Genomic DNA, 20040 nt, shown 5'->3' on the forward strand with positions numbered 1-20040 from the left:
AGTTGTAACACTATTGACACTTAAATGTAACAATTGTTTGGTATTATAAATTAGTAAGCACGATAATGCTTAAAAAATATCATGTTAGTATTAGACTAAATTTATACTAGAGCCTTGAAAGGCGGAATGGAGATAAAATTTTATGAAACTTAAAAACAAAAATATGCTTATAAAGTCAGAGAAATCTTCTCTTTCGATTGCTTTGTATGCAGCCGCTTCAACTGTAGCAGTTCTTGGAATTGCATTATTAATTGATAATATTTTTATATTTAAGAAGACTGTTGATCAATATGTATCCCAGGGATATCCATCTGCTACTGTAATTAAGCAATTGTTACCATCACAATTACTGCCAGGAATATTTGAGCCGATTGCTTTATATGGAGGCATTGCATTTATTTTACTAGGGTTGGCTATAGTTAATAAAAAAGTATCAAAATACTTAGCAGCAGTAGATAAAAATGAGGTTTATGATGATATAAATGTTAACAATAATGAAGAAAGCGCTTCTAAGCAAAATATTATTGAGACAGAGAATATGGAAATAGCTGAACAAATAGAAGTTATAGAGAATATGGAAGAAACTAAGAAGAATGATAACAATGATTAAATTGATAACATTCTTAAGAAATATTAATATTTATAAGATAATAAACTGGTGCCTCAAGACGGACCAACTTATCAATTATCATTGATAAGTTGCTCATAAAAAGCTTCTAAGATTTTCTAAAATACTTCGCTAAGAATGATTAAAAAGTTTTTATATGTGCCTTCGGCTTTGGTAACATCTTCCTGCGTATAAATTTACTTTTTTTCTATTTAATTTAAGAATTATTCTTGATTACATTAGATAAAACTTTATAAATTGAACAATTAATTGGATTTGTTATTTTTAGGTACTAACCTTTGATATGGGGTTTTTTCTTCAATCATCTCGATAAACTTTGAAAGTGAGGTAGTCATTAAAGAATCTTTTCGTCTTATAAAAAAGGTTCTTGTAGTATTATACTGTTCGGGTATTGGGAAGGATTTTAGAAGACCGTTTTCTTCATATTCTTTAATAGCAGATTGAGGGACAAAAGATGCACCAAGGTCAGCTATCACACCTTCAATTATGGAATTTAAATTATTGAGTTCCATATATCGAATATTACCAACGCCTTTTGATCTAAGCCAGTTTTCAAGCTGTGTTCTATTAGGACACCCTATGGTGTTCATTAGAAAGGGTTTAGAATATAAAGCCTCTATATTATTATAAATAGGGTTAGAAATAAGTATTAAATTCTCTTCAAATACAAGCTCTTTTATGATATTGTGCTAAAAGTTCAGAAAGACGAAAACCGGAGATTATATTATTAGCACCAATTGATAGGCTTCCAGAAGGATCACAAGAGTCATTTAAGGCTTTATCAGCTTCGTCTAACAAATAAATGATTTTCTCTGCATAAGCTAACAATTTTTCGCCTGTAGGAGTTAAAAACATGCCACGCTGTCTATAGAATAATTGAGTATTTAGCTCTGATTCTAATTGTTGGATTCTAGCAGTGACATTAGATTGAACATAGCCTAAAACTTGTGCAGCTTTTGTTATACTTCCTGTTTGAGCAACAACTCTAAAGATTCTTAGTTCATTACTTTCCATTTTTTCACCTCAATATATAGCCCTAGCTTTAGCTACTGCAACTCCAACTATAGTTAAAACATTTCCTGGTAATCAGCTTGGGTTAGCTTTAGGTATTAATGCAACTTCATGGGTTATTGGGGCAATAGTAGGATTAGGAAAATTGAATAGTATAAATGCAAATGGAGATTTAGTTACTTCCATTAATTCCGGTTTTAGATTCTTTACTATTTTCTTTGTAGCTGCGTTTATACTGAGTTTGATTCTCATATACTGTCCTCTGTCCGTTATCAATTGTCCTCTAGAAATATGTTTATATTTTCTAATTATTACTAATAATTCTCATAGTATAAGTTAAGTATCGGTCGAGTTTATCTATACTTAAAATTTTGAAATTTACATTATTTGAACACTTCTAGTAAATCAGTTTTTGAATTAGGAGAAAATACTGATACGTAAGATTTAATATCATATAAATGATTACGAATGATGTCGTCACCAATCCCGCCAGGTGTGTAAACAAAGAACATCACATTTTTAGTATCCTTTGTTATTTGAGTCCGTGAATCAGGTCCATTTAGAATGCTTGACATTATTCCTTTACTGTCGCATAGCATCATATCATTTTTTGTAAGAAATTGCTCTTTTTCTGATATACCTATAAAATTTTCATTTCCTTTACCTAAGCTTAATTTAATAGGAAATTCTATTTTATCAAGATCATGGCCTGCGGTAAGAAGTAAGTTTTTTAGTTCAGCAACGAACATGGCTTCAACTAACGCAGCAGTGTTTGGCAGAGAATTTCCTTTTGTAATTATTGATTCTAATTGGAGCTGAACAGGATAAGTCTTTCTGAATTTTTTATAATAATTTGTATAAAAATAAACAGGTTCAGATTTAGTAAAGTCTTTTCGATTGTAGTTTTGATATTGACCTAGTAATTGTTCCCTTACTAATAACTTTGTTTTATTGAATTCTGAATTTGTTGATGGATTTTCAACATCTTTAATTATAAGAACTCCAAATTTAGAGTTAGGGTAAAGTGTCTTTAAGTTTTCTTCCAATATTAACAATTTTATCACTCCTTGAAACATATTGTAAATTTTTAGTGATTATTTTATAATGTTACCACAGGTAAAGTGGCTTATGTAGGTCCAATTTATTAGATAAATAATAGAACCACTTTAGTAAGGAGAGGATAACTTATGTGGTTGATTATTGATAAAAGCAGCAATATTTCACTTATAAGACAGATTTATGGACAGATAAAATCTATGATACTGGAAGGAAGGATATCAGCAGGCAGCAAGCTTCCTTCAACCAGATGGCTTTCTAGAGACTTAAAGGTATCTAGAAATGTTATATTGGAGGCTTATGATCAGCTTATGGCGGAAGGCTATGTTGAAAGCAGGCAGGGATCAGGAACAATAGTGGCAAAGAATCTCTATTTCAAAAGAAGTGAAACAAAAGAAAGCTTCTTAAAGATTGAACATAAAAGTAATGAAAGTGACTTGATTGACTTCCGTTCAGGGATACCTGATCTTGATAAGTTTCCTAAGAAAGAATGGGGAAGAATGTATAATAAGATATGCAGCAATATGCCTTATTCAAATTTTAAATATTGCGGACCTGAAGGGCGTATGGAATTAAGGCAGGAACTTTCTGAATATCTGTTCAAAGTTAGAGGTATAGACTGCAGCCCGGAGCAGATTATGATTACTTCTGGTTCTACACAGGGACTATCCTTAATATCAAAGCTGCTGTATAGCCCTGCTGCAGAAGTTATCGTTGAGGATCCTATACATTATGGTTTACTAAATGTTATTTTATCTTGTAAATATTCAGTAAATCCAATTCAAGTTGACAGTAATGGTATAAGAACTGATATGCTTAAAACTTTCAAGAAAGTAGGATTTATTTATGTTACCCCTTCTCATCAGTTTCCGCTAGGGGGAGTGCTGCCTATTCAGAGGCGTATCGAGCTTGTCAATTTTGCCGAAAAAAATGATTGTTATATTGTTGAGGACGATTATGATACTGAAATTCGTTATGAAGGGCAACCAATAAGTTCACTTTATGAATTAGATCCTGATAGAGTAATATATGTAGGTTCTTTTAGTAAAATACTAGCCCCTGCACTTAGACTTGGGTATATGATACTACCATATTCATTAATACATAAGTATCTGAAATCTAAAATGTATACTGATGTGCATACGGAATCAATAACGCAGTTGGTGCTTGCAAAATTTATTAGTGATGGAAAGCTTGAAAAACATATCTGGAAAATGAAAAAAGAATACTTTAAGAAACGACAAGAGATAATAAATAGTTTAGATATTAATTTTCCGAAAGAATATGTGATAAAAGGGCATGCTTCAGGGCTGCATCTGATTGTAGAATTTGATAATATCTCTTTCAAAGAGGATGTATTAAGAAAAATTGCAAAGCAAAAAGTAAAAGTTTATCCAGTTGAAATGTATGCTGTTAACAAAGGGAGACACGACAATAAGATAGTTTTAGGTTATGGGCATCTTAGTATTAAAAACATTGAAGAAGGCATAAAGAGAATTAGAAAGGGAATAGGACCTCTTTCTAAAAAGTAAGTATATGAGTAAAAAGTGCGTACTGGTGTATATGTTCTAGTAGTACTATAATTAATTATACAATAACGAGAAATAATTTCCATGAGTGTAAGTGTCTGGTTTGAGTATCTATAATTTCATGATATGTTTAGGGGGAAAGAAGTATGGCAAAAAAATATAACTTATATCAAATTGATTCATTTACGAAAGAAAAATTCACAGGAAATCCAGCTGGGGTAATAACAAATGCGGATGGATTAACCGATTGTGAAATGCAGAAAATAGCAAGAGAACTTAATAATTCTGAAACAGCTTTTATATTTTCTTCAGATAGCAATGAGTATGACGTTCATATAAGATTTTTTACTCCAACTAGTGAAGTACCAATTTGTGGACATGCCACGATTGCTGCTCATTATGCCCGGGCTATTGAAAATAATTTGGATGCTTCAAGAGTTTATCATAAGACAGGTGCTGGAATTTTGCCCGTCGATATAATAAAGGAAAATAATGATTATAAAATAGTAATGACTCAAGGAAAAATTGAATTTGGTGATATTATTGATGGTGCCAATAAAGAAATACTTTTATCAGCACTTAATATAAGTAACAGGGATTTGTTGGAAAACTATAAAATTCAAATTGTTTCAACAGGTCACTCTAAAGTTATGATTGGCATAAAAAGTATTGAAACTCTAAATAAAATGCAGCCAAATTATGATACGCTTTCTAAGTTGAGTAAGGTTATCAAGTGTAATGGATATTATGTTTTTACTGTTGATGAAGAAGACAATGATATCTTAGTGCATGGCAGAATGTTTGCACCAGTAATAGGAATTAATGAAGACCCAGTAACAGGTAATGCGAATGGTCCTTTAGGTGCATATCTTGTTTATCATAATCTTGTTGAACACAATAATTCTTTATTTAAATTCAAAGCTAAGCAAGGGGAAGCTATAAATCGAGCAGGTATTATTGAAGTTGAAGTGAAAATAGAAGATAAAAAGCCTGTAGAAGTTAAGATTTCAGGAAATGCTGTGATAGCCTTTAAAACTGAATTGTCACTATAAGAGCACAACAGATTGTAAAAAAGAAGGAGCTGTTGTACTTATAGACTACACGGCCGAAAGTAGATGTCTAAGTGCAACAGGACCTTTGAAATATTCACACTTTCTTTGATGATTTGTTACTAGAGTTCTTGGCCTCTTTCAGAAGCTTCTGCTATTGCTTTAGTTTTTTGAACTGTACCCTTTGGATGTTGTGGTGGTGCATAAATGGAATACAGCTTAAGTGGCACAGATCCTGTATTGATTACATCGTGCCATGTTCCAGCAGGTATCATGATTGCAATCTCATCACGTATTCTCCTTTGAAAGTTAAGGTTATTTTTTCTAGGGCCCATTTTAACAATTCCTTGACCTTGTTCAATACGTATGAATTGATCAATATTTGGATGGACTTCTAGACCTATGCTTTCACCAGGTTTAATACTCATCAAAGTAACTTGCAAATGTTTTCCTGTCCATAAAGCTGTACGATAAGTATTGTTCTGCCTGGTAGCTGCATTAATGTTAACTACATAAGGTTCTGGTCCATAATCCTTTATTTCAATTAAAGGATCAATCCTGTCTGAATCCGAAGAATCACATCTATAACCATAATTTGGTTCATCAGAAAAAGGAATATAGTTATTATCAAATTGTTCTGAAAAATCAGAGTCATACATTGGGGGTGGAGTACAGTAAGGATACATCCTATACATATTATCTAAGTCAAACATTTGTGGATTAAAATAAGGGCATTGATACATGTTATACATATAATACATCCTTTCATAGGCTTACAATATTATAATATGTTTTATTTCTAAAAATGTGCTTTAATTCACAAAAACTAAGATTTTAAGTTACGTGTGTGGATTTTTAAAAGAGAGTAAGGAAAGAATAAAACTATTAGTAAATAGAAAGGATGATACTTATGTCTTTTAAGATTAATGACACTGTAACTTGGGTTGGAAAAATAGACTGGGAGCTAAGAACCTTCCATGGTGAAGAATACTCTACACATAAAGGTTCTTCATATAATTCATACTTAATTAAAGATAAAAAGACAGTACTTATTGATACTGTATGGTATCCATTTGCTAAAGACTTTGTAGCTAATTTAAAAAAGGAAATCGACTTAAAGAAAATAGATTATATAATCATGAATCATTCAGAAAGTGATCATAGTGGTGCACTTTTAGAGTTAATGAAAGAAATACCCAATACTCCAATTTATTGTACTAAAAGTGGGGTGAAAATATTAAAGGGACATTACCATAAAGATTGGAACTTTGTAGAAGTAAAAACTGGGGATAGTTTAGATATAGGTAAAAATAAATTGATATTTGTAGAAGCAAGGATGCTTCATTGGCCTGATTCGATGTTTACATATTTATCTGGTGAAAATATTCTATTTAGCAATGATGCCTTTGGGCAGCATTATGCCTCTGAATTAATGTACAATGATAAAGTTGATCAAGGAGAGTTATTTCATGAGGCAATAAAATATTATGCTAATATTTTAACTCCCTTCAGCAAATTTGTCGTAAAAAAAATAGAAGAGGTAATAAGTCTTAATTTACCTGTTAGTATGATTTGTACTAGTCACGGAATAATATGGAGAGATAACCCACTGCAAATAATCAACAAGTATATGGAATGGGCAAAGGATTATAAGGAAAATCAGATTACAATAATTTATGATACAATGTGGAATGATACAAGAAGAATGGCTGAAGCTATAGCAGAAGGAATAAAAAATTCAAATAAAGATATTGTTATAAAGATTTTTAATTCATCTAAGAATGATAAAAATGATATTATTACTGAAGTATTTAAATCAAAACTGGTACTTGTTGGTTCATCAACAATAAATAACGGAATACTATCCTCGACAGCCGCAATATTGGAGATGATTAAAGGACTTGATTTCAAGGGAAAGAAAGGAGCTGCCTTTGGAAGTTACGGATGGAGTGGTGAGTGTGTGAAAATAATTAATGAAGAATTAAATAAGGCTGGTTTTGAGGTAGTAAACGAAGGAATAAGAGAATTATGGAATCCTGATGAAGATGGACTAAACAGGTGCAGAGAATTTGGAAAAAATATAGTATATTTTATGATATAATTTTGCTGAGGTGATTCATCAATGATAGCTATACTATCGCCAGCAAAAAATTTGAATATGAAAAAGGCATTTAATACCGATTTGTATACAAAACCTGTATTTATCAAGGAGGCTAATATACTGATGAAAGAACTTCAACAGTATACTCCACCTGAACTTGAGAGTTTAATGAAGATAAACAGTGAACTTGCAGAACAAAATTTTGTGAGACATATAATGTGGAAAAGAGAACATAATTTATCAAATGGGAAGCAAGCTCTTTTAGCTTATGATGGTGCAGTGTATAGAGGTATAAATGCAAAGAATTTAGATAATGGACAATTGTCTTTTGCAAATGACCATTTGAGAATACTTTCTGGATTATACGGTGTATTAAGACCATTGGATTTAATTCAACCTTATAGATTAGAAATGGGAACTAAATTAAAGAACAATTCAGGTAATAACTTATATAGCTTCTGGAAGAATAAGCTTACTGATTATTTTATAAAAGAATTGAGCAATCAAGGAGATAATGTACTTATAGACTTAGCATCAAAAGAATATTCTTCAGCAATAGATATGAATAAGTTAAATGCAAAGATAATACTTCCTGTATTTAAAGATTATAAAAGAGGAACTCACAAGGTTATAACTATTTATGCAAAACGCGCAAGAGGACTTATGAGCCGATTTATAGTTGAGAATAATATTGTCTCACCAGATGATCTTAAGGAATTTTGCGAAGAGGGATACAACTATAATGAATATATGTCTACTGAGGTAGAATGGGTATTTACTAGGTAAAGCTTACTGTCTATTAAAATAAGGTGAAAAGAAGACGACATATCAACACTTCTAGATATTAGTGATGGCATGTCTTTTATAATACTTTAGAAAGCTTTCTAAATACCAAACTCACACTTAAAAAAATGTAGTTGGCTTTTAAATTTAAAACCTGCAAAAATCACTTGTTTTGATTTTTGTAGGTTTTTAGATTTTGATTAATTTAGATTAAAAGGTAAGGTACCTTAATTTTTTATTGACAATATATATATCAGCATATATACTAAAATAGTAAGGTACCTTAATAAAAAGTAACTTAGATAAGTTATATTTTAAGCGATTTGGAGAGATTAAAAAAACTTGAAAGGCATATATATAGAGTTTTTATTGGGATATGAAATAGATTAATTATATGTGAGAAAGGAAGAATGTTCATGTCAAATTATACAAAGATGTTAAGTGAATTAAATAAAGATTCTTTACCACAAGCAGGTGGAAAAGGTGCTAATCTTGGTGTGCTTATAAATGCAGGACTTCCAGTTCCACAAGGATTTGTAGTTACAACAGGTGCATATCGTGCTCATCTTGAAGCATCAGGGCTTAAAGAGCGTATAGAAAAAAGGATAGAAAATATCGGTAAGCAGGATATTGATAATATGTCAGAAGCGAGTAAGTGTATTTCAGCATGGATTGAAGAGGCTCCAATGCCTGTTATGGTACAAGAAGAATTGAATACAACCTTTGAAAGCTTTTTTAAACAAATGAGCTCTGGGGGAAAACTATTGCTTGCAGTACGGTCAAGTGCCACAGCAGAGGATTTACCATCAGCATCTTTTGCAGGACAACACGAAACTTTTTTAGGGGTCTATGGGAAAGAAGACGTATTTAAACATGTTAAGAAATGTTGGGCAAGCTTATGGTCCTCTCAGGCAATATCCTATAGAGTAAGTATGGGATTTGATCACCTTAAGGTTGATCTTGCAGTTGTAGTTCAGGCTATGATAGATTCTGAAGTTGCTGGAGTAATGTTTACTGCAAATCCTGTAAATGGAAGCAGAGATGAAATATTGATAAGTGCTGCATATGGTCTTGGAGAAGCGGTAGTTAGCGGTTTAGTAACCCCAGATACTTTTGTCCTTACGAAGGATGGAAGAATTAAAGAAAAGTCTCTTGGTTCCAAGAAACTTAGAATCAATCTAATGGAAAAGGGGACGACCACGAAAGCTGTTTCTAAGGAAAAACAGAAATCATATTGTCTTGGCGAAAACGAGCTTACTCATCTCATAAAATTGGCCAACCTTGTGGAAAAACATTATGGCAGTCCACAAGATACAGAGTGGGCGCTTTCACAAGGTAAAATATATATGCTTCAAGCTAGGCCAATTACCACAGATATAGCAGATAATGAAGATCTAAATATCCTAGGACCTAATGATAAGATAATTTATCAAGGTAAAAAAGCTCCTTCTGGATTGCAAAGTGTAATGGAGCATTGTTCAGAACCACCAACTCCATTGGATTTTGCTTACATTAATTATTCATATCAAGGTGTAAATACTTTTTTTCATGATATAGGGTTTAAACTTCCAAAAGATCAAAACAGACCAGTTGAAAGAGAAAATGGGTGTGTTGCAATAAGCTATCATGATTCAAGCCTATCTCCTGTAATACTATGGAAACTTCCCAAATATCTAATTAAATGTGCCTCAAAGGAGTCTAAGGATTTATGGAAGCCTGTTTCAGAAGAAATGATTGCATGGATTGAAAGAATAGATAAGGAAAGCAGGAATACAAATGATCTCGTAAAATATGCAAAGCTTATGGAACAGGCTATGAAGGAATTTAGTAAACTTTTTTATAAAAGATTTGCTTCTACTTTAATTCCTGGATCTATATCTGTTTTAAAGTTTGAGCATTTAGTCAAAAAAACTGTGAGAAAGGAAAATGCTGACCAGTTCAATGAAAGTCTTATGAGAGCATTACCGTTCAGAACTGCACTTCAAAATGATGCTATAGTAAAAGTAGCTCAGGCAGCAGCTGTATATGGAAAGGAGAGTAAAATTTTTAAAGAGGAGTTTGATAAGTTTATAGAGGAATATGGAGATAGACCTTCTGTGAGCATGGGTCCTATGGTTGGATCACCCACATGGCGCGAAAAGCCGGAGAGCGTTTATAAACTTATTGATGCATTACTTTGTGATACGGATTTGTTAGATTCGGAAAAAAACTTCAAAAAGCAGGAGGACGACTATGAAGCTGCAAAAAAACAGATTAAAGAACTGATGAAACTTAGCAAGTATCGCAAATTTTTGAAAGCCCTTGAAAAAGCTAGGAATGCAGTAATAGTCAGAGAAGAAAGCTTATTTTTCTTAGAAAAGCTTGTGGCTTGCCTGCGTAGATTGGCTTCAAAATTTGGGAAACTCTTAGTTAAAAAATCATTAATAAATGAAGCTGAGGATGTATTCTTTATTTTCCTTGAAGAGGTAGGTTCTGTAGCAGAAGGAAAATTAGGTATTAAAGAAAAAATAGAGAAAAGAAAAAAAGCTTTTTCAAAGGTTTATGCTGCTCATGAAAAAGGAGTACATTGGATGATATCTACAGGTTCAATTCCAAAATTTGAAATGAAAAATAAAAATAAAATGGATATTGAGAACGATCCTAATTCAATACAAGGTAGTCCTGCAAGCCGCGGTGTATATGAAGGCCCTGTGTGCATAGTAAGAAATCCTTCTGAATTCAATAAGCTAAAAAAAGGCGACATATTAGTATCACCTTATACTGCACCAGTATGGACGCCTCTCTTTAAGGTGGCAGCTGCAGCAGTCACTGAAATAGGAAGCGCAGGCTCTCATGCAGCAATTGTTTCAAGAGAATATGGAATACCTTGTGTTGTAGCTATTGATAATATAACAAATATATTAAAGGATGGACAAAAAATACGTGTAGATGGAACAAAGGGAATAATAACCTTGTTATAGATAAGTTGGTCCATCTTGAGGAACGAGTTTATAAAAGTTTCTTAGAGATTTATGAAACTCATCTTCCTTAAGTCAGATGAGTAAGCGATTCACATAAAATCAAAGATTTTAGCTCTCTGCTTAAATACTGAGCTTTAGAATAATTAAAAGTTTTTATCGTGCTGAAGCTTGGCAGGATATCCGACCTCCCGGAGGATAAGTTTACTTTCGGCTGTGGGTGTCTATGATAGATATTTAGAGGAGGAATAAGTTGTGATAAAAATATTTAAACGGATGTCTAAAATTAACCTTACCGCAGCAATTGTTTTTCTGGTTTTACAAGTCCTTTGTGATCTGTATCTACCTAATTTGACTGCGGATATCGTTAATAATGGTATTATGACTGGGAAGATTTCGTATATATTTTCCCAGGGAGGAATTATGATTTTAGTTTCTATTGCAGGTCTTCTTTCAGCGGAAATAAATACCTATGTTTCTTCAAAATTGTCTTATAAATTAGCAAGAGGGTTGAGAAGTGATATTTTTCAAAAGGTACAAAACTTCAGTAATCATGAATTTGATAAAATCGGGACAGTTTCACTTATAACCCGTAATATAAATGATGTTACGCAGGTACAGAATCTAATAGAAATGGTGTTAAAGTTTCTGACTATGGCCCCTATTTATTTATTTGGGGGTATTATCATGACTTATAGGTTAAGTCCAAGCTTATCAAAGATATTTATAATTGCAATTCCTATTATAATTGTAATTTATTTTGGAGTCCTATATTTTTCCACTCCATTATTTGAAAAACTTCAAAATAAAATTGACACTCTTAATTTGATTTTTAGAGAAGGGCTGACAGGCATTAAAGTAATTCATGCTTTCAATAAAGAAAAATGGGAGTATGACAGATATCAGAAAGTTAATGACGATTACAAAAGTATATCTATAAAAGTGAATACATTGGTTGGAACTTTACTTCCTGCAATAACTCTTATAATGAGTTTTGTTGGAATAGCAATAATTTGGATTGGAGGGCATTATGCAGTTCATGGCGGTGTTAAGGTTGGAACAATTTTAGCTGTTATTACCTATTCAACACAAATTTTAATGAGTTTAACTATGCTCATAAATGTTGTTTCCTCCATTCCACGTGGACAAACATCCGCTAAAAGGATTAATGAAATCCTTGAAATGAATAGCTTAACTGATGATCCAAAAGAAAATGGTATATTTCTTAAAGAAAATTCTAAAATATCACTTGAGTTTAAAGATGTTAGTTTTCGATTTAAAGGTGCCAAGCAAAATGCTCTTGAAAATATTAATTTATCCATTAAACAAGGACAAACTCTTGCAATTATAGGCAGTACAGGTTCAGGAAAATCAACTCTTATAAATTTAATATCCAGATTTTATGATGCTGTAAGTGGAGCTGTTTTAGTAAATGGAATAGATGTACGCAATATACAAAAAGAAAGTCTCCATAAAGTAGTAAGTTTTGTTCCGCAAAAATCAACTCTCTTCTTTGGTACTCTTCGAGATAATATGAAATTAGGAAATTCAAATGCAACGGATTTGGAAATATTAGAAGCACTTTCTTTATCGCAAGCAATTGAATTTGTAGAAAAGCTGGATAAGGACTTGGATAGCAATGTTGAAAAAAATGGAGGAAACTTTTCAGGTGGTCAAAAGCAAAGATTATGCATTGCAAGGGCATTACTCAAAAAAGCAGATATTTATATCTTTGATGATTCTTTATCTGCTTTGGATTTTAAGACAGATTTTAAAATTAGGGAAGCTATACGTAAGCAAATGACTGACAAGATTACAGTAATTGTTGCACAAAGAATAAGTACAGTTATGCATGCTGATCAAATAGCAGTACTTAGTGAAGGGAAAATAGTTGGATTAGGAAGTCATGAATACCTTAAGAAAACAAATAAAGTATATCAAGAAATTTTAGCCTCTCAATTTGAAAAGGAGGATTTAATATGCGAAATAAAGAGATAGAAACGGATCCGAAGCAGGAGACTCAGATAGGCAGAATGAAACATGGGCGGCGATTAGTAGAAAAACCTAAAGATATGAACAAAACTGTTAAGCAGCTTATGCATTATATGAAAAGCAGCAGCTTACTTATTACATTGGTCTTGTTTGCTTCAGTCTTAGGAACTTTTATGCAGATTCAGACGCCAAAGCTATTAGGAAAGGCAACTACAGAAATATTTAAAGGAGTTACAGAAAAAGGTGTTGTTGTTGATTTTGATAAACTAAAATTAATTCTATTATTTGCAGCTATTTTATATATAGGAGTAAATATTCTAACTTTCTTACAGCAGTGGATTATGACATGTGTGTCTCAAAAAACAACAAATGCACTCAGGAAGGAGTTAAAAAAGAAGATAAATACTTTGCCAGTGGCCTATTTTGATAAGAATTCCAACGGAAACTTGATGTCAATTGCTGTTAATGATATAGATAATATCGCAACTATGCTTCAGCAAAGTCTCACCCAGCTTATCTCGGGAATTATTACTTTTGTAGGTATATTAGCTATTATGTTGACTATCAGCTGGCAGCTGACCTTAATAGCTTGTGCTATAATTCCAGGAAGTCTTCTTATAGTAAAAAGATTTAGTCCCATTGCACAAAAAAACTTCAAAGAATATATGAAATTACAGGGAAGCTTAAATGGCATCATTGAAGAAACGTACCAAGGGCATATGGTGATAAAAAGCTTTAATGGGGAAAAAGACGCAGTAAAGAAGTTTGAAGCATATAATTCAAATATGTATGAATCAGGCTGGAGAGCAAGATTTTGGGGTGGATCTATGATGCCTAATATGATGTTAATCAAGAACATTGGTTATGTTTTAATTGCAGTCTTCGGTGCCATTAAAGTTACAAATAATTCTATTACAATTGGTGATATGCAGGCTTTTCTTCAGTATTCTACTCAATTTTCACAACCAATTAGCCAACTTTCCAATATATGGAATGGAATTCTCAGTACAATTGCATCTGCTGAAAGGGTTTTTAATGTACTAGATGAAATTGATATGGAAGCCCAGAAGAACAAAATTCCAAATAACTATAAGAAAGATGTAAAAATTGACTTTGATAAAGTCTCCTTTGGATATACAAAAGATATGTTGATGAAAGATTTTTCTCTAGAAGTTAAATCAGGTCAAATGGTTGCAATTGTGGGACATACGGGAGCGGGTAAATCTACATTAATAAATTTACTTGGGAGATTTTATGAGATTCAGGGTGGTAATATAAGAATTGATGGAGTAGATATTAGAAATATGGAACGTTCAGAGCTTCATGCTAATATTGGCATGGTACTGCAGGATACATGGCTGTTTTCCGGTACAATTTATGAAAACATTCAGTATGGTAATGAAAATGCTAGTAAAGATGAAATTATTACCGCCGCAAAAGCATCTTATGTTGATGAGTTTGTTTATAAATTACCAGATGGTTATGATACTATTCTAAATGAAGAAGCCAGCAATATCTCCCAAGGGCAGCGGCAATTAATCACAATAGCAAGAGCCTTTGTAGCAAACCCTAAAATTTTGATTTTAGATGAAGCAACTTCCAATGTTGATAGTAGAACAGAAGCTTTAATTCAAACAGCAATGAGAAAATTGCTTCTAAATCGTACCAGTTTTGTTGTTGCACACCGGTTATCTACAATTTATAATGCAGATAGTATTGTTGTAATGAAAGATGGAGCTATTGCAGAAACGGGTAAACATGAAGAACTAATGTCAGCTAATGGTGTTTATGCTGATATCTATTATAGTCAGTTCATGGAAGAATGTGCTTTATAGCTTAAAGCACATTCTATCTTTAAGCAGAGTTGTGTAAAAAAAGAAGATTTTTGATTACTTTTACAATAAAAAGTAAAGGCATTGTGTTAGCAAAACTCTTAACAATGAAGTGATAAGTGTATTATAATAATAAGGTGCCTTGTTAAAAATAAAGGAGGGAGCTTTTATGTACAATATACTATCAGAGAAAGTGCTGCAACAAATAAATTATTTTACTAATTTGGTTAATAGGCAACAACATAATTCAAATTTTAAGGAAAAGGAAATATTGGCTAGTAGAGCACAGGCACATCTATTAGGACTATTACTAGTAGAGAATGGTTTGACACAAAAGGATTTGAGCGCTAAGCTTCAAATAAGACCAGCTTCTCTGGGGGAACTAGTTAACAAATTACAACAAAATGGCTATGTAGAAAAACGTGTAAACGAAAAAGATAAGCGGGTTTCGAATGTTTATATTACAGAAGAAGGACGAAGAGCTACAGAGGGAGCTATGAAAGCAAGAAGAGAGCTAGTAGAAAGTATATTTCTTGGTTTATCAGAAGAGGAAATAAATCAGCTTTCTACTTTGATGGATAAATTAGTAAACTCAATTGAACAAAGTTCTGGTGAAAATGTAGAAAGTTTACGTAAAGAACATCATGGAATTAAAGAAGGCAGTGATTTTTATGGTGAAACTAATTCACATTAAAAATAGAACCAACTACAATGCACATAAGTTTGCTATGTAGTTGGTTCTTTTAATTTTCTACATTTAGATACTTAAAAAATAGTTTTTTTAAATAAGAGAACAGGAGTTTCTTTTAAATTGAAGATTTTTAGAGGAAATTTAAAACATTAACTAGAGGTATTATAAATAATTGAGACTAAGAAAAATTGATTTTATCAGTAAATTCAAGTATTTTAAATGAAAGACTAAGATGGAAAATTAAATCTCTGTCGTCCAAATCCACATCTATAATTTCTTTAATCTTTGATATTCTATAACTCATAGTATTGCGATGAATATGCAGTGAATCTGCTGACTCTACCTTATTTCTATCTCTTGAGATATATATGTAAAGGCTTTCAAGATAAGTAGTGTTATTTTGCTTATCGTATTCCATAAGTGTAAGTAAAGATGGATGACAAAAAGTTTTTAACTCTTCTGCAGAGTGATTTTCCATCATGTGATATACCGTGTAATTATCGTAGATAAAAAGAGTTTTTTTTGAATGCATTCGAACACCTAAATTGACTGCTTTTAATGATTGTACAAAATGCTTTTGCAGTTCTACTAATTTGGTAAAACAGCGGCTTAGACCACCAAAAAGTTTGTTGTCATATAGAAATTTCTTTAAAGTTTTAAAATCTTCTTCCAATAGTAGATTTTTTCTTCTGCGGCTTATTAGCATAACAATGTAATTTTTATAGATGATAGACTTACTACCACTAATTATGTATTCTAAGTAGTCTTTTATTTGAATAATAGGTGTATTTTCTTCATTAAAATGACTTAGAGTTATCGTTAATACGTAAAGGTTTTCCTTTAAATTCAAATCTAAGTATTTTACTCTTTCTTCGATTACTTCGTTATCTTTTATATTTCCATCCAATAAATCTTCAATAAAGCATTCATATATTAGTATTTTTGTGTTCTGAAAAAATTTAACTTTCTGCATTTCAGAAGAAATAACCTTGCATAAAAGGTTAGTAATTTCAAAATCCATTTTTTTAAAAGACCTTTGGGATTCAAAAATGACAATGTGAGCAAAAATTTTGTTACTAAGTATAATATTAGCTACCATAGTTGATGATTTACCATATTTTTCAGTTACAAAGCTTCTTGCAATTGGAGAACGGCTGCTATATACTTGCTCTACATATTTTATGGCTTTAACAGTGGCAACGCATTCGTAAGGCATGTAGCCTTTTATGACAGTAGCTTTCCAGAGTGGGTCATTAAATTCAATATTTTTCTTATATTCCAATAGTTTAAAGCTAGTGTCAATTATTAGGATTGGATTATTAAGAAAATTGTATCCAATGTCGATAATCTGATCTAATCCTTTGTTATTTATAAGCGAGTCCATCAATGATGAGGACCATTGATGAAATTCTGTTAGCATATCCTGTATCTCGTTAAAAATTATAGATAAATCACAGTGATTATCTATAATTATTAAATTGAATGGACAACTCTCTTTATAGGAATCTGGAATAGGGCTGTCCTTAATACACAATAAGTTAATGGAATAACTATAATTTAAGCTTTTAGATAGAAATGAAGTTTTTCCGATATATAAAACATAAGGTTCAAAGGATTGTTGACTTTTAAAAAGTAATTTTGCAGATTTAATAGGAACGTCTTCTCCGCTATATAAGTGCAATTTAGGAGTATAATGTTCTAACTTTTCTATAAGTATGTTTAATTTCATATCCATAGTTATCACCTTGTATTGATTATACTCTATAAGTTGCAATTATGCATCTCGTAATTCTATAAAATTATAGTGCACTAAGCATAAAAATATATATAGAATTTTCTGACTTCGCGAACAATGACATGTAGATGGAGAATTGGTATGATTTAGACATATCAAGAATATTTTAAGGGGAGGATGTTATCATGAGTAAAAAGCTAATAGAAGCTATGGCTGATCTCGACGAAGACGTTGTACTAGAAGAGGTAAAAGCACTAAAGGATCAAGGGGTAAGTCCGTTAGAGATTATAGAAAGTTTGCAAGAAGGTATGGGGATTGTAGGAAAGAGATTTGAAGAAAAAGAATATTTCTTATCAGAACTTATTATGTCAGCAGAAGTATTCAATGAAGCTTCACAATTGCTTGGAGGAGTGGGACAAGCTGGAGAAGCTAAAAATGGAGTTTTCGTTTTAGGAACAATTTATGATGATATACATGATATAGGAAAAAATATTGTAACAACAGTAATGAGAAGCAATGGTTTTGAAGTTATAGATTTAGGTGTTGATGTACCTACAGCAAAATTTATTGAGGCTATAAAAAAACACAAGCCTAAAGTAGTTGGAATATCATGCCTTTTAACTACATGTTTTGATAATGTAAAAGAATGTATACAAGCAATAGAAGATGAAGGACTTAGGAATGATGTAAAGGTTTTAATAGGTGGAGGCCCTGTTGATGAAGCCACTGGCAAGTATGTAAAGGCTGATGTTATAGCTAAAAATGCACAGAACACTGTAGATTATTGCAGACAATTTGTGGGGGTGAACTAAAATGGAAAACTTACAAACTTTATATAATGAGAGGCTAACTAGGATTAAAGATACTATAGCATTAAAAAAGACTGATAGAGTGCCCGTATGTATCCTAAACGATATGTTTGCACCTAAGCATATGAACGTAAAAATGAGTGATTATGTTTCAGATCCAGTTCTTTCAAATAAAACTATATTAGATTCAGCTATTGAGTTAGGAACAGATGCAATTCAGTTTGCTAGCTTTGATCCAAAGCTTTTAAGTTTATTATGGCTGTCAAAAGTAAAGCTTCCAGGAGTTGATCTGCCGGAGAATAATTTGTGGCAGGTTGAAGAAGAAGAATTAATGACAGTAGAGGATTATGATATTATTATTAATAAAGGCTGGAATTATTTTTTCTTTGATTTTTTAGAAAATAAACTAGATAACCTACTAGATAAAGTTACTCCAGCATTAAGTTATGCACCACAGGGAAGACAAAATGTTATTGATGCAGGAATAGTGCCATTATCAGGAGACTTCGTTACTTCTCCTATAGAAATGATATGTGGTGCTCGTTCCATGAGAAAGTTTATGAAGGATATGTATAAAATACCTGATAAAGTTCAGGCAGCCTTTGATGTTGCAATGATTGATATTATAGAAAACACAAAAAAGGCTTTTGAAACTAAACCACTAGGCGCATGGGTTGGAGGTTGGCGTGCAGCTAGTGAGTTCCTAAACCCTAAGCTGTGGGAGAGATTTGTTTGGCCATATATTAAGAAGTTAACAGAAGTAACAATTGAGGCAGGGGTTATACCTATATTTCATATGGACTCTAATTGGGAACGAGATCTTTCTTATTTTAGAGAATTACCTAAAGGAAAATGTATTTTTTACCCTGATGGTAGTACAAATATTTATAAAATAAAAGAAGCTTTGGGTGACCATATGTGCATAAATGGAGATGTACCAGCATCACTTTTAACACTTGGAAGCGAAGAAGAAGTGTATAATTATAGTGTAAAACTTATAAAAGAAATAGGCTCAGAAGGTTTTATGCTTGGTCAAGGCTGCGACATACCTTTTAATGCCAAAGTTGAAAATGTAAAAGCTATGATTTCTGCGGCTACTGGTAAATAGATAAAAACAAGTTCAGGAAACTTTGTTTCGCAAGTACCCTATTGGCATATGATAATAATTAGAGTTAAATCCCAAATAACTGAGTCAAGTAGTATCAAGTGAGTCTAGCAGGTTCTCACTTGATACTTTTATTTATTGCGAAAGAATTAGCAATATTAATCTTTTAGGCCTCGCAAGTACCTAGGGACAATGTTATTAACTTAAGAACGCACTTCTATTTCATGAGAACCTCTAATTCATACATCTTGTATAAATTATTGTTAAAAAAATGCGCATTATGTAAATAGAATTACAAATTTACATTTGTTATAATATGATTATATCAAATGGTTGATGAATTGCAACGCTTTCTGCTGGTTCTTCTGTTACTTATACGATAATAAGAAATATATAAATTTAGTCAGGAGAATTAGAGATTATGGCATATACTTTCAATTGATGTAGCAGATACATATCCTAACTAGGTTCAATTAAGGGTTACACTTCCCTAATGTAAATGTTTAACACAATTTTTTTAGGTGTAGGATGATGAGCATATCATATGCAAAATATTGTAAAAGCACCCAGTCTGATTTTTTTCAATATCACTGCGTTATTTTTATCAACTATGTGTACAATAGGTGGTATGGGGATGAAAAGCATAAGATACAAATCAAAGAAATTTAAAGTGTTGTAGTACTAATTGATATGATTGTAACTTAAAGTAAATGTTTAAAGAAGGAGTGTATATTATGATAGTAATTGGTGAAAAAATTAATG

The 20040-nt window shown here is 31.9% G+C and carries 15 protein-coding genes and 1 pseudogene; 11 read left to right on the forward strand and 5 right to left on the reverse strand.

Annotated features, from left to right (window positions below):
- Positions 1 to 142 precede the first annotated feature (142 nt).
- Positions 143 to 610: a hypothetical protein gene (locus I6U48_RS11130; protein WP_218320533.1), complete on the forward strand. Its 468-nt coding sequence runs from the start codon at positions 143 to 145 to the stop codon at positions 608 to 610.
- A gap of 263 nt (positions 611 to 873) precedes the next feature.
- On the opposite strand, the pseudogene I6U48_RS11135 reads toward I6U48_RS11130, so the two are convergent.
- The 3 genes and pseudogenes from I6U48_RS11135 to I6U48_RS11145 all read right to left on the reverse strand — a co-directional run bounded on the left by I6U48_RS11135 (position 874) and on the right by I6U48_RS11145 (position 2694).
- Positions 874 to 1642 (reverse strand): annotated as a pseudogene (locus I6U48_RS11135) (LysR family transcriptional regulator).
- A gap of 72 nt (positions 1643 to 1714) precedes the next feature.
- Complete coding sequence (locus I6U48_RS11140) at positions 1715 to 1891, reverse strand: hypothetical protein (RefSeq protein ID WP_218320534.1); 177 nt, start codon at positions 1889 to 1891, stop codon at positions 1715 to 1717.
- Between the two features lie 131 nt (positions 1892 to 2022).
- Complete coding sequence (locus tag I6U48_RS11145) at positions 2023 to 2694, reverse strand: phenylalanine--tRNA ligase beta subunit-related protein (RefSeq protein WP_246615298.1); 672 nt, start codon at positions 2692 to 2694, stop codon at positions 2023 to 2025.
- A gap of 132 nt (positions 2695 to 2826) precedes the next feature.
- Here I6U48_RS11145 and pdxR point away from each other — a divergent pair, with 132 nt between their 5' ends.
- Both pdxR and I6U48_RS11155 read left to right on the forward strand, forming a co-directional pair.
- Positions 2827 to 4227, forward strand: a complete 1401-nt coding sequence (pdxR, locus tag I6U48_RS11150; protein WP_218320536.1) for a MocR-like pyridoxine biosynthesis transcription factor PdxR — start codon at positions 2827 to 2829, stop codon at positions 4225 to 4227.
- A gap of 143 nt (positions 4228 to 4370) precedes the next feature.
- Positions 4371 to 5276, forward strand: coding sequence for a PhzF family isomerase (locus tag I6U48_RS11155; RefSeq protein ID WP_218320537.1), 906 nt, complete (start codon positions 4371 to 4373; stop codon positions 5274 to 5276).
- A 119-nt stretch (positions 5277 to 5395) separates the two neighbouring features.
- Here the strand turns inward: I6U48_RS11155 and I6U48_RS11160 are convergent, their stop codons facing one another.
- Positions 5396 to 6034, reverse strand: coding sequence for a cupin domain-containing protein (locus tag I6U48_RS11160; protein WP_218320538.1), 639 nt, complete (start codon positions 6032 to 6034; stop codon positions 5396 to 5398).
- Between the two features lie 149 nt (positions 6035 to 6183).
- On the opposite strand from I6U48_RS11160, the gene I6U48_RS11165 reads away from it, so the two are divergent.
- The 6 genes from I6U48_RS11165 (at position 6184) to I6U48_RS11190 (ending at position 15632) form a co-directional block, all read left to right on the forward strand.
- On the forward strand, positions 6184 to 7374 hold the full coding sequence (locus tag I6U48_RS11165; protein WP_218320539.1) for an anaerobic nitric oxide reductase flavorubredoxin: 1191 nt from the start codon (positions 6184 to 6186) through the stop codon (positions 7372 to 7374).
- Positions 7375 to 7395: 21 nt separating this feature from the next.
- Positions 7396 to 8160, forward strand: a complete 765-nt coding sequence (gene yaaA / locus I6U48_RS11170) for a peroxide stress protein YaaA (protein WP_218320540.1) — start codon at positions 7396 to 7398, stop codon at positions 8158 to 8160.
- A gap of 413 nt (positions 8161 to 8573) precedes the next feature.
- Positions 8574 to 11117 (forward strand): PEP/pyruvate-binding domain-containing protein, encoded by a 2544-nt coding sequence (locus I6U48_RS11175; protein ID WP_218320541.1) that lies wholly within the window; start codon positions 8574 to 8576, stop codon positions 11115 to 11117.
- 252 nt (positions 11118 to 11369) lie between these two features.
- Positions 11370 to 13112 (forward strand): ABC transporter ATP-binding protein, encoded by a 1743-nt coding sequence (locus tag I6U48_RS11180; protein WP_312890975.1) that lies wholly within the window; start codon positions 11370 to 11372, stop codon positions 13110 to 13112.
- Positions 13094 to 14941, forward strand: a complete 1848-nt coding sequence (locus tag I6U48_RS11185; RefSeq protein ID WP_246615299.1) for an ABC transporter ATP-binding protein — start codon at positions 13094 to 13096, stop codon at positions 14939 to 14941. The genes I6U48_RS11180 and I6U48_RS11185 overlap by 19 nt, the downstream gene beginning before the upstream one ends.
- Before the next feature lie 166 nt (positions 14942 to 15107).
- On the forward strand, positions 15108 to 15632 hold the full coding sequence (locus I6U48_RS11190; RefSeq protein WP_218320542.1) for a MarR family winged helix-turn-helix transcriptional regulator: 525 nt from the start codon (positions 15108 to 15110) through the stop codon (positions 15630 to 15632).
- Positions 15633 to 15807: 175 nt separating this feature from the next.
- Here I6U48_RS11190 and I6U48_RS11195 read toward each other — a convergent pair whose 3' ends face one another.
- The gene (locus tag I6U48_RS11195) at positions 15808 to 17364 is read right to left on the reverse strand and encodes a PucR family transcriptional regulator (RefSeq protein WP_218320543.1); all 1557 of its coding nucleotides are present in this window, start codon (positions 17362 to 17364) and stop codon (positions 15808 to 15810) included.
- Positions 17365 to 17549: 185 nt separating this feature from the next.
- Between I6U48_RS11195 and I6U48_RS11200 the strand changes: the two genes are divergently transcribed.
- Both I6U48_RS11200 and I6U48_RS11205 read left to right on the forward strand, forming a co-directional pair.
- Positions 17550 to 18176, forward strand: a complete 627-nt coding sequence (locus tag I6U48_RS11200; protein ID WP_218320544.1) for a cobalamin B12-binding domain-containing protein — start codon at positions 17550 to 17552, stop codon at positions 18174 to 18176.
- 1 nt (position 18177) lies between these two features.
- Positions 18178 to 19281, forward strand: coding sequence for a uroporphyrinogen decarboxylase family protein (locus I6U48_RS11205; RefSeq protein ID WP_218320545.1), 1104 nt, complete (start codon positions 18178 to 18180; stop codon positions 19279 to 19281).
- The last annotated feature ends 759 nt before the right edge of the window (positions 19282 to 20040 follow it).

It is taken from the genome of Clostridium thailandense (assembly GCF_019207025.1).
GTDB classification, from domain to species: domain Bacteria; phylum Bacillota; class Clostridia; order Clostridiales; family Clostridiaceae; genus Clostridium_AM; species Clostridium_AM thailandense.

Excerpts from the sequence above, each read along its gene's own strand:
- I6U48_RS11195 (WP_218320543.1), bottom strand. The coding sequence starts at position 17,364 with ATGGATATGAAATTAAACATACTTATAGAAAAGTTAGAACATTATACT.
- pdxR (WP_218320536.1), top strand. The coding sequence starts at position 2,827 with ATGTGGTTGATTATTGATAAAAGCAGCAATATTTCACTTATAAGACAG.
- I6U48_RS11175 (WP_218320541.1), top strand. The coding sequence starts at position 8,574 with ATGTCAAATTATACAAAGATGTTAAGTGAATTAAATAAAGATTCTTTA.
- I6U48_RS11205 (WP_218320545.1), top strand. The coding sequence starts at position 18,178 with ATGGAAAACTTACAAACTTTATATAATGAGAGGCTAACTAGGATTAAA.
- I6U48_RS11190 (WP_218320542.1), top strand. The coding sequence starts at position 15,108 with ATGTACAATATACTATCAGAGAAAGTGCTGCAACAAATAAATTATTTT.
- yaaA (WP_218320540.1), top strand. The coding sequence starts at position 7,396 with ATGATAGCTATACTATCGCCAGCAAAAAATTTGAATATGAAAAAGGCA.
- I6U48_RS11200 (WP_218320544.1), top strand. The coding sequence starts at position 17,550 with ATGAGTAAAAAGCTAATAGAAGCTATGGCTGATCTCGACGAAGACGTT.
- I6U48_RS11130 (WP_218320533.1), top strand. The coding sequence starts at position 143 with ATGAAACTTAAAAACAAAAATATGCTTATAAAGTCAGAGAAATCTTCT.
- I6U48_RS11160 (WP_218320538.1), bottom strand. The coding sequence starts at position 6,034 with ATGTATTATATGTATAACATGTATCAATGCCCTTATTTTAATCCACAA.
- I6U48_RS11155 (WP_218320537.1), top strand. The coding sequence starts at position 4,371 with ATGGCAAAAAAATATAACTTATATCAAATTGATTCATTTACGAAAGAA.
- I6U48_RS11165 (WP_218320539.1), top strand. The coding sequence starts at position 6,184 with ATGTCTTTTAAGATTAATGACACTGTAACTTGGGTTGGAAAAATAGAC.
- I6U48_RS11140 (WP_218320534.1), bottom strand. The coding sequence starts at position 1,891 with ATGAGAATCAAACTCAGTATAAACGCAGCTACAAAGAAAATAGTAAAG.
- I6U48_RS11185 (WP_246615299.1), top strand. The coding sequence starts at position 13,094 with ATGCGAAATAAAGAGATAGAAACGGATCCGAAGCAGGAGACTCAGATA.